This is a genomic window from Pseudomonas oryzagri (assembly GCF_020831405.1).
Taxonomy (GTDB): Bacteria; Pseudomonadota; Gammaproteobacteria; order Pseudomonadales; family Pseudomonadaceae; genus Geopseudomonas; species Geopseudomonas oryzagri.
In genome coordinates this window covers 1-4,558 of the sequence record NZ_JAJHPU010000014.1, presented here as the reverse complement: position 1 = coordinate 4,558, position 4,558 = coordinate 1, and the positions used below count along the sequence as shown (strand labels likewise).

The following is a 4,558-nucleotide window of genomic DNA, read 5'->3' as shown; positions in this document are numbered from 1 at the left end:
GGGTGGCCTGAACCACTACCAGTACGTACCCAACCCGACGGGGTGGGTGGATCCGCTGGGGTTGAGTTGCTGTCCGCCGGGGGGCTCCATAGATAAAAGTCCAACCAACACAGGCGCGGGATCTCGCTATAAAGAGATAATTTCATCCATTGATGGTCGAAAAGTTGGGGAGTATACAGCTTTAGATGATGGACCACTTAGTGCCGGTGCCGTGACTCGAGCTGAGCAGCAGGGTAGTCTTGCAGCAACATTTTCGGGAGGGCGATACGCTGATATGGAGTTAAACAGCGATACAGTTGCATATCGCGCATGGCACCCCGGGCAAGCAAGAGAGTTTGGCGCATTCTGGTCTCTAGAGAAACCGGCAGGAAGCCTGCAGACTCGTATTGACTCCGCATTGTTACCCGAATGGGGAAAGCTTAGGGGAAATCCATTGCACCGGCAGCAAGCGACTAGATATACCATAGTAATTATACCTAAGGGAACAAGGGTGTACATTGGTGAAGTTGGCACGCAAGGAGGGGCGTGGGTTGGGGGTGGAAGCCAGATGTTAATAAAAGACGGGGCGGTTCTTCCTGGGTGGAAGGTTGGAGAGGGGTTGTTAAAATGATATGCGGTTGTTCAGGGCTTAGGGAAGTTGGGGGGTTCGCTAGCTTCCCTGAATATGATGATTTTCTCAAAACCTTAAAAAGCAGCGACCTGTTTTTTTCCGTTGAAGTTGAGAAAAACTATTCTGGTGTTGGTGGTCTTGAAGAATTTTGGTTTAAGTGCAGGGAGTGTGGCGATATTTGGCGGATAGTAGAGCCAGATCCGCCGTTTGGTGGTATGTGGTGCAAGGTTTGATCTCATGGACTAGGTGCTATATGAAAGGTTTATGGTCGGTTTTTAAAAGCCTTAAGAGTGATCGAAGATGTTCGGCTTTTGATGATTTTTATTCTTTTTTGAAGCGATTTTCACCTTTCTGTACTAGGTTCTGTACGAAAAGTCCGAACGGGTAGAATCGGCGCCATGACAGGCTGGAGGCCCGCATGGCAAAGCGCTACGAACTCCCGGATGCAACTTGGGAGCTGATCGCTGATCTGGTTTCCCCGACCAGAAGATGGGGCGACCTCGCAGTGACGACCGACTGATGCTCAACGGCATCTTCTGGATCCTGTGCTCAGGTGCAGCCTGGCGCGACCTGCCAGAGCGATTCGGCCCTTGGTCAACGGTGTATCAGCGGTTTCGGGACTGGGGGGATGAGGGCACGTTCGACCAGGTTCTTGAGCGTTTGCACGTTCGCCTGAATCAGGAAGGGCTGATCGATCTGGATACCTAGATGATTGATTCCACAGCGGTGCGAGCAACCCGAGCTTCTTCTGGCGCCGGGAAAAAGGGGGGCCAGAAAAGCTGGTAGACCGTGCGCTCGGGCGCAGCCGAGGGGGCCTGACCACCAAGATCCACATGGTTTGCGATGCCAACGGCGTGCCTCTGCGCTTTTTGCTGTCGCCAGACCAAGCCAGCGACATCTCGAATGCTCAGGCACTCCTGGATCAGGTTCGCATCCCCGGCAAGCCAGGCCGGCCTCGCAAGCGCTGCCGCTGGTTGCTGGCAGACAAGGGTTACGATGCCGAGCACTTGCGCCAGTACTGCGACCGCTAACGGATGCAGCCTGTGATTCCGCTGCGAACCATGAATCGCAAGCCCAAGCCGGGCCTGCCAAGGCTGTTCGACCGCCCGAAATACCGGCAGCGCAACATCATCGAGCGGATGTTCGGCTGGCTGAAGGAGAGCCGCAGGATCGGCACTCGCTACGACAAGCTGGCAAGAAGTTTTGCCGCCATGGTCACGCTGGCGTGCACGCTGCGGTGCCTACGGCAGTACTTTTCGTACAGAACCTAGTGTAGAGAAAAAGCGGGTATCTGTTGATCACACGCCTAGTGGATATTTGGATTGGAGTGGCGTTGACCCGAAAGGTAAAACTCGAGCAGATCATGTGCGAATGCATGGATTAGATGATCCAACTAGAGCGGTTCCTCATGGTGTATTTACCGAAGACCCAATTATCGCCACAGAAAAAGCATGGGAAATCGCCAAGAGCAAGGGGGTGAAGCCACATGTCGAGAGTCCGGGAAATAGGAATTGGGTTTATGATATCCCATATGCGGGAGCTGGAATCCTAGGGGAAAGGCCAGGAGCGGCAGCCGGAAATCCAGTCCTTAATCTTATAATGATAGTTGTCAAGCCGGATTCAAATAGAATAGTTACTGCATTCCCAATGTGAGTGTTTATGGAAAAAATCTTCTACGTTACAGATTCTTATTTGGCCTCCTATCAGCAGGGGGGGTATATCTCATTATCGTAAAATCTACCTCGGGAAAGCTCTATGGGGTTTCATGTGAATTTGAAATATGCACGTCAGATATAGAGATGGCTTCTGTGCCTGCTGGTGAGTGTTTTTGCGCTCTAGATGAGAAGTACTCAATGGCAAATTGGATTCCATATATTGATGAGGTCGGGATGATCCCGGCCGGATGGGAAGATGTTGTAAATTCAGGACTCTCTGGGTTTGTTGTTGGGTATCAGTTAGAGGGTGGTTGGAGGCACATAGATTTAAGTAGTTATGGCTTTGTATTTTTCTAATAATGCTCTTGTGATCTTGACTCGTGAAAGGGACAGATTCATTTAGTTAGCTGTAAATCACCTGCCAGGACGAGCAGGGCGCCATCAACCAATTCGAGCGGGACGCCGCCGGCCGCCTGCGCCAGGTCATCCTGCCGGGCGGTGCCAGCCACGCCTACGACTACAACGCCTACGGCAACCTGATCCGCGAGCGCCGCGGTGCCGGGCAGAAGCTGGTCACCCACTATCGCTACGACAGCCAGCACCGACTGGTCGGTGTGCAACTGCCCGATGGTCGCGAAGTCGGCTACCGCTACGACGCTTTCGGCCGGCGCATCGCCAAGGAGGTGGACGGCAGGACCACCGAATTCCTCTGGCAGGGCGAGCGGCTGATCGCCCCCCGCAGGAATTGACCAGCCCAAGCGGCGCCATCCTCTGGTCGGCCCGCTACCGCGCCTACGGCAACGTCGCCCGCCTGGACGTGGCCGAAATCGACAACCCGCTGCGTTTCCAGGGCCAGTACTACGACGCCGAGACTGGCCTGCACTACAACCGCCACCGCTACTACAATCCCGGCACCGGTCGCTTCCTGACCCCGGACCCGATCAGGCTGGCCGGTGGTCTGAACCACTACCAGTACGTACCCAACCCGACGGGATGGGTGGATCCGCTGGGGTTGAGTTGCTGCCCGGATGGCGATACTGGAAAGCTAGGGACGGTGGTGGATCCGGTATCCAAGGCTCGGGTGGATGAGGGCGCACCAACTACTCCTACTCCCGATTTTTATATTGGCCCTTCAGGGCCTAGCTCCACCCTCCCTGCGACAGGGTATCGTTACATGAGATACAAGAATGATGACGGCTCGATCAACAAGTATGCCCAGCAGGCTCTGGAAACAGGTGAGGCGCGTCTATCTTATTTTGGTTTCGATAAGTTTGAAAGTGGAGATGCTGTGACGGACGCCCTCCAGATTAGGCGCCGAAACATGTAACAGAAAAAGATCCGGGGCCAGCATGGAGTGATGGCCGGTTGCGATTAAAATTCAACACCCTACAGCTTTACGAGAACGGTCGGCCAAGAGTATCTGCTCCTTACAGTCACGGTGGTAAGGGCGATGAGTTGGAACCTTTCACAGAAGCATATCCTGCCTATGGTAAAGGTGGGGCGAGACAGTTGATACCTAGACCAGGTGAGGTTATCGACATTAAAGCAGATCAAATTGACATTCTTCCGGAGTAATTATTGTGTTTTCAGATAGTCAGGCAAGAGCGATTTTGAGAAAGCTGGTTCTTGATCATATTGACAAGCCGACAGCAGAGGTAGAACGCCTAATTAATATCATTGATGATCCTGCTCGACAGATACCTATTAGAGGTGCTTTGGAGGCAATTAGAACCCAGGGCGATAATAACTTTACAGCGGAGGAGTTAGAGATTATTGATGATTTGATTTATCTTTATGGATAATAGAATTAAAATGACTAAAAAGTCTTATTGAGTGCTGGTGCGAGTCGCGCCCCACTCAAGGCATAAGGGAGAGCGGATATTGATGTCCAGGATCGAGTTAGAGGTGGCCATTGCACTCAACTTCTGCAATAACCAATATAAAAATGATTTATCCTGATAATGAGTTTTTGAAACGCATAAAGTGATCTGCTTGAGTTTATCTCGCAACATGCGAGGGGCAGATTTATTTAGCTGGCTGTAAATCCCCGCCAGAACGAAAGGGAGCCATCACCCGGTTCGAGTGGGGCGCCGTCGGCCGCCTGCGCCAAGTCACCCTGCCGGGCGGTGCCAGCCGCGCCTACGACTACGACACCTACGGCAACCTGATCCGCGAGCGCCGCGGGAGCGGACAGAGGCTGGTTACCCACTATCGCTACGACAGCCAGTACCGGCTGGTCGGTGTGCAACTGCCCGATGGTCGCGAAGTCGGCTACCGCTACGACGCCTTCGGC

At 53.2% G+C, this 4,558-nt stretch carries 3 protein-coding genes and 3 pseudogenes; all 6 read left to right on the top strand.

Annotation, left to right across the window (positions count from 1 at the left end; translation table 11 throughout):
* The first annotated feature begins 525 nt into the window (after positions 1–525).
* Positions 526–843 carry a hypothetical protein gene (locus LMJ29_RS03340; protein ID WP_229604028.1) on the top strand — a complete coding sequence of 106 codons (318 nt, stop codon included), beginning with the start codon at positions 526–528 and terminating at the stop codon, positions 841–843.
* A 185-nt stretch (positions 844–1,028) separates the two neighbouring features.
* Positions 1,029–1,881: pseudogene (locus LMJ29_RS03335) on the top strand (IS5 family transposase).
* Positions 1,882–1,981: 100 nt separating this feature from the next.
* Complete coding sequence (locus LMJ29_RS03330) at positions 1,982–2,263, top strand: hypothetical protein (RefSeq protein ID WP_229604026.1); 282 nt, start codon at positions 1,982–1,984, stop codon at positions 2,261–2,263.
* Positions 2,264–2,750: 487 nt separating this feature from the next.
* Positions 2,751–3,592: pseudogene (locus LMJ29_RS21060) on the top strand (RHS repeat-associated core domain-containing protein); the annotation flags it as partial.
* A 253-nt stretch (positions 3,593–3,845) separates the two neighbouring features.
* A complete protein-coding gene (locus LMJ29_RS03320) occupies positions 3,846–4,067 on the top strand; it encodes a hypothetical protein (protein ID WP_229604024.1) in 222 nt (73 codons plus the stop codon).
* Positions 4,068–4,399: 332 nt separating this feature from the next.
* Positions 4,400–4,558: pseudogene (locus tag LMJ29_RS03315) on the top strand (RHS repeat-associated core domain-containing protein); the annotation flags it as partial.

What these genes read in the sequence shown, in the direction of transcription:
- LMJ29_RS03330 (WP_229604026.1), top strand. Translation starts at nt 1,982, where the DNA reads ATGCATGGATTAGATGATCCAACTAGAGCGGTTCCTCATGGTGTATTT.